This is a genomic window from Lentisphaerota bacterium (assembly GCA_016873675.1).
In the GTDB taxonomy this organism is placed as follows: Bacteria; Verrucomicrobiota; Kiritimatiellia; order RFP12; family JAAYNR01; genus VGWG01.
Window position 1 is genome coordinate 1 of sequence record VGWG01000149.1, and the last position, 5,425, is coordinate 5,425.

The window sequence follows — 5,425 nt, forward strand, 5'->3', positions numbered from 1 at the left end:
TGTGAAAAAGTGGCGGGGGCGGCTGGTGATGGATGCGACCGGGGTTGGCGACCCGGTGTTCGATGACCTGCGGCGGGAGCTGCCGGCTGCGGAGGGCTTTCGGATCACGGCGCAGAGCAAGCGGGAACTGGTGCAGGGGCTCATGGTGGCGGTGGAGCAGCGGGGGGTGGCGTGGCCGGAGAAGTCAGTGGGCAGTGGCAGTGGGCAGTGGGCAGTGGGCGACTGGGAAGTGCTGACGGCGGAGATGAAGCGGTATGAGTATGTGGCGGGGCCGTCGGGACAGGTGACGTACTCGGCGCCGAGCGGCTACCACGACGACTGCGTGATGGCGCTGGCGCTGGCGGTGTGGGGGTGCCGGGCGGCGGGGGTGGAGCCGGGAAGGATGGCGAGGCTGCCGGCGAGGGGCGGAGGGACGGCGGTGCTGGGGCTGGTGTGAGGCGGGGAGCAGTGGCAGTAGCAGTGGGCAGGGGCAGTAGCAGGAGCAGGAGCAGTAAGGCAGGGGCAGCGAGGCAAGCGGATGGAAGCGGCGCGATAACGAGCCGACGCGGCAACGGGGAAGGCGCGGCGGCGGCGGGCGCCTATGGCTGAATCTCATCCCGGGCCGCCTCGATCAGGCGGCGTTCTTTTTCCACTTCCAAGCGGAGCTGCTCTTCGGTCGGCAGGCAGAGCATGTATTTGGAGGCAAAGATCTGCTTGCGGTCGTTGAGCACGGAATAGCGCGCCACCGTCTCGTTCTTCTCTGTGCACAGGATCAGGCCGACGGTCGGGTTGTCGTCGGGAGCGACGAACAGGCCGTCAAACATCCGCACGTATCCGTCCATCTGGCCGACATCGGCGTGGGTCAGCTCGCCAACCTTGAGGTCGATCAGGAGGTAGAACTTGAGGCGGCAGTGGTAGAAGGCCAGGTCAATGTACCGGTCCTGTTCGTCGATGCGGATGTGCTTTTGGCGGGCGACGAAGGCGAAGCCGTTGCCGAGTTCCAGGAGGAACCGCTGCAGGTGGGTGATGATCGCGCGCTCCAGGTCGGACTCGTGGAATACCGCCGCGTCGGGTAGTCCGAGAAACTCCAGAACATAAGGGTTCTTGAGTTCGCAGGCGGCGGACAAGGGGGAAACAGGCAGGTCGCGCCCCTGGGCGAGCATTTTCTCGGACTTGCGGCTCTTCTGCAGGCGATCATAGTAGTACGACTGGATCTGGCGTTCGAGCGTCCGCTTGTCCCATCCGCCCGCGACGGCCTCGCGCTCATAGAACTCGCGGGCGGCGGGGGCGGACACACGCATCAGGGCGCGGTAGTGCGACCAGGAGAGCTGCGGGGAGAAAGCGGAGGTCGATTCTCTTCCCTTTGGGGAGAGTTTTCCGGTTTTGGCCGATTCTCTTCCCGCCGGGAAGAGAATCCCTTCCCGGTCGGAATACGTCAGATAGAACTGCCTGAAGCTCCACAGCGCCGGCGTGGAAAAGCCCCGCCCGTAGCGCTCGGCCATCCGTCCCGAAAGGTCTTCGATCACCCTCTTGCCGTATTCCGCGCGATCCTCGCCGCCCTGGAGGTCGCGAACGATCTCCCGCCCGATCAGCCAGTAGGCCAGCACCATGTTCGTGTTGACCGCCCGGACGACGTTGCCGCGCGCCTGTTCGAGGATGGCTGCGACGCGGTCGAAGAGGTCGCCTGCAGGCGCCACCGCAGGGGGGCGCACGCCGGCTTCCTTTCCGATGCGGTTGAGTGTGGGCATAGGGCACCCCGGCTGATCAAGGGGAATATCTCTGCGCAAGCGCACGGGCGGGAGCTTCACAAAAGTGGCGTTAATTTAGCACGCCGGCGCGGGGGTGTCGATATAGAAAATAGGGGCGCGGCGGGAGTTGAAGGCGGAGGTTTGTCGCGATAACGCGCCGACGCGGTAACGGGGAGAGAACGCGGCGGGGACGCCGCGTCCACCGGGAAAGGGAGTGGGGCCGGGCCGAAAGGGCCGGCCTTTTGCTTGCTGTTGAAACGGTGCCTGTAGCAGGAGGGGCGGGATGGCTGCGATTTTTTCGGGGAAGGATAATCTCTGGCGCGAGTTTCTGAACCCGCTGCGCGGGCTGACGATGGAGCGGATCGTGCAGCTCGTGGAACAGGGCGAGCGGGGGGCGTTCGCCGATTTGCAGTGGTGTAGCTATCTGGAGGTCTACGGGATTCCGTCGGTGTTCTTTGTGGGGCCGCCGGGGGTGACGCCGGAGAAGGAGGAGGAGTATTTGAGGATCGCCCGCGAGTTGCTCAGCGACGGGCGGGGGTACCTGCCGCACGGGACGGACATAAAGTATGTGAACGGCGGCGGAGCCGGAGGGCGCGCGCCGTTCCGGGATCATCTGGATTACATAGACCGCCAGATCACGCTGCTGGGGACGGGCGGGCTGCTGACGATGCTGACGGAGTCGGGGAGCGGGACGCTGGCGGGATCGGCGCATGCGGAGGCATTCCGGCAGGTGGCCCAGGCCGACGCGGTGCTGGTGGCCGAGGCACTGCGGCGGGACTTTGACGCGCCGCTGCTGGCGGGGGCGTTTCCGGGGTGGCCGGTGGAGGCGGGGTTTGGGATCGAGGTGGAGGCGGGGATGGGAGAGAAAAGCTGAAAGCTGAAAACTGAAAGCTGAAATAATTTCATCCTCGGTCCAGGCTCCTGGGAGCGACTCGAGACGGCACGCGGTGCCACCCGGCTGCCGCCTTTTCTGAAAACTGAAAGCTGAAAACTGAAAACTGAAAAAATTTCATCCCCGGTCCAGGCTCTTGGGAGCGACCCGAGACGCCACACGGTGCCACCCGGCTGCCGCCTTTTCTGAAAACTGAAAGCTGAAAACTGAAAGCTGAAAAAAATTCATCCTCGGTCCAGGCTCCTGGGAGCGACTCGAAACGGCACGCGGTGCCACCCGGCTGCCGCCGGGGCGCTGACGCGGTGACGGAGGGCGGGGGGAATGCCCGCCGATAACGGCGGGCCGCGGTAATGAGAGGGGGCGGGAGCAGTAGCAGTGGCAGTGGGCAGTGGCGGCGGCCGGTGTTGATTGCGGGGGTAGCTTGAGGGCGCGGGGCGCGCTGAATGTGGGGGGCGGGATGGAAGATGGTGGTTTTGTGGTGGCGGCGGATGGGTGGGCGCAGGTGTGCCCACTCGGGGAGTTTTTCCACGCCGGGGCGGGGGTGACGCAGGTCGTCGACGCGGATGCGTGCACGGCCATGGCAGCCGACTTTGCGGCGCGGGCGGCGGAGCCGAACTTCCCCGGCGTGCTGCTGGACTTTGACCATTTCTCCATGGACGCGGGCAAGCCGTCGGAGGCGGCGGGCTGGATCGCGGCGCTGGAGGCGCGCGAGGATGGACTCTGGGCCAAGGTGCGTTGGAGCGACGCGGGGGTGGCCGCCGTGACCGGCGGCCGCTACCGGCTGGTGTCGCCGGTGTTCCCGGAGGCGGCGGCGTGCGAGGACCTGGGCGGCGGCCGGATCCGGCCGCGGCGGCTGGTGAGCGCGGCGCTAACGAATGAGCCGAATATCAAGGGCGGGAAGCCGATCGCGAACCGGGCGCCGGAGGCGGCCGACGCGGGGAGAGTGATCGGTGATCGGTCATCGGTGATCAGTGATCGGTCATCGGTGATCGGTGGGAAGCCCAACACCCAAGGGGTGGAGAACCGGTGGAGTGATGAGGCACGGGCGGCGAGCCTGGCGGTGAGAAGGGCGAAGGCAGAGGCGCGAAAGGAAAGTGGCAGTGGCGGTGACAGTGGCAGTGGCAGGAGAAGTAGCAGTGGCGGCGGTGGGCAGAAGCCGGCGAAGGTGGATGCTGCGGGGTCGGTGAAGGCGCGGTATGGGCGGCTGCTGGCGGACATGGAGAAGGCGGACGGGGATGCGGAAAAATTGCGAGCGGCGGCAAAGCGCTATCTGGACGGCCGCTACAAGGACAGGACGGACTTCACGCTGGCGGACATCGAGGCGGTGCGGGAGTATCTGAAGCGGGACAAGACGCTGACCGACTACCAGCTCCGGGAGGCCGAGGACGCGCTGATCGAGGCGCGGGCCTGGGTGCGCGGCGACAGCCGGGGGATCCTCGACGTGGCCGAGGAGGAGATCGCATCGAAGCTGACCGCGGCGGGGGTGCGCTTTGTCGAGGTCGAGGCGTTGCGCCGCATCATGAACCCGGTGCGGTACTACGCGGAGTACACGGTGGAGGCGAACCCGTCAGGACTGCCGGACTGGATTGACGATTTCGCGGCGAACCAAGAGTTGCGGGAGACGTATCCGTTCCTGCGGGACAACACGAAGATGCAGACGGAGCGAATGGGGCCGACGCGCTATGACAAGGCGATGCAAAAGCTGGGGATGCTCTCGCGCAAGGAGATGGGCAGCATGCTTAAGGAGCGGGTTGAGGCGGTGGCGCGGCATGACGGCGCACTGCCGGTGATCCACAAGACCCAGAAGGGCGTCTATCAGCGTGGGCCGGTGCTGGTGGATGCCGAGAACGTGGCGCACAACTTTCCCGAGATACGCAAGATGCTGGAGGACCCGCACGGACGCATGCTGCGTATGCCGGTGGATACGGAGGCGAAGAACATCCAGGTGAAGACCACGCGGGGCTCCGGTCCGGGGGTGAGCTCGACGGCGGCGGCGTTGTTGCCGCTGGCGATAGACGCGCTGATGCACAACGTGCCAGCGGCGAGGCGGATCGAGGCGCGCAACCGGCTGCGGTATGCGAGCGAAGTTGGGAAGCTGCCGGAGAAGCCGGGGGCGCGGGCATTCATCAGTACCGGAACGCGGCTGCTCTTCGGTGACATCGAGGGCGCGTTGCGGGGGTTCCGGTACAAGGATCCGATCGGAGCGCACACGGGGGAAGAGGAGATGGCCGAAAGGTACGGGCGGGGGAAAGAGGGCAGTAGCAGTAGCAGTGGCAGTAGCAGTAGCAATAGCAGTGGCAGTAGCAGTGGCAGTGGCAGTGGCAGTAGCAGTGGCAGTGGCAGTAGCAGTGGCAGGAAGGGGACGGAGAACCGATGGAGTGATGCGGCGCGGGCGGCGAGTCTGGCGGTAAGAAGGGCGAAGGCGGCGGCGCGGCAACAAAAGGCACACACAGGGCAAGCGGCCGCGGCAAATCAAAACGGGGTGAAGGGCAGGCAGCCCGAACTGACGGGAGGGCGCGGCAACGACCCGCCGGGCGGCGGGATGCCGGAGGGCTTCACGCCGCCGTCCGGGCCGGCGACGCAGGCCCTGGTCGAATGGGTAAATGTGAAGACCGGAGAACGGTGGACGGCCCCGAGCGGCGGATACGCGCCGCCGAGCGCGGACTGGGTTCAGACGCACGGTGGCAGGGGCGCGATGTTGAAAAGGAACGTGAATCAGAGAAGGAGGGTGTGATGGTCATTTTGACTTCGGATTGTGTGGCAGGGGCGCGGCGGTTTCCGTCGGCGCCGGGGGGCGTTGTGGCAG

Annotated in this window: 3 protein-coding genes; 2 read left to right on the forward strand and 1 reads right to left on the reverse strand. The window is 66.2% G+C overall.

Annotated features, from left to right (window positions below):
* Window positions 1-578: 578 nt before the first annotated feature.
* Window positions 579-1,727 carry a DUF1016 domain-containing protein gene (locus FJ222_11805; GenBank protein ID MBM4165107.1) on the reverse strand — a complete coding sequence of 383 codons (1,149 nt, stop codon included), beginning with the start codon at window positions 1,725-1,727 and terminating at the stop codon, window positions 579-581.
* Between the two features lie 283 nt (window positions 1,728-2,010).
* Here FJ222_11805 and FJ222_11810 point away from each other — a divergent pair, with 283 nt between their 5' ends.
* On the forward strand, window positions 2,011-2,601 hold the full coding sequence (locus FJ222_11810; protein ID MBM4165108.1) for a DUF935 family protein: 591 nt from the start codon (window positions 2,011-2,013) through the stop codon (window positions 2,599-2,601).
* A gap of 475 nt (window positions 2,602-3,076) precedes the next feature.
* Window positions 3,077-5,353 carry a hypothetical protein gene (locus FJ222_11815; protein MBM4165109.1) on the forward strand — a complete coding sequence of 759 codons (2,277 nt, stop codon included), beginning with the start codon at window positions 3,077-3,079 and terminating at the stop codon, window positions 5,351-5,353.
* Window positions 5,354-5,425 lie beyond the last annotated feature (72 nt).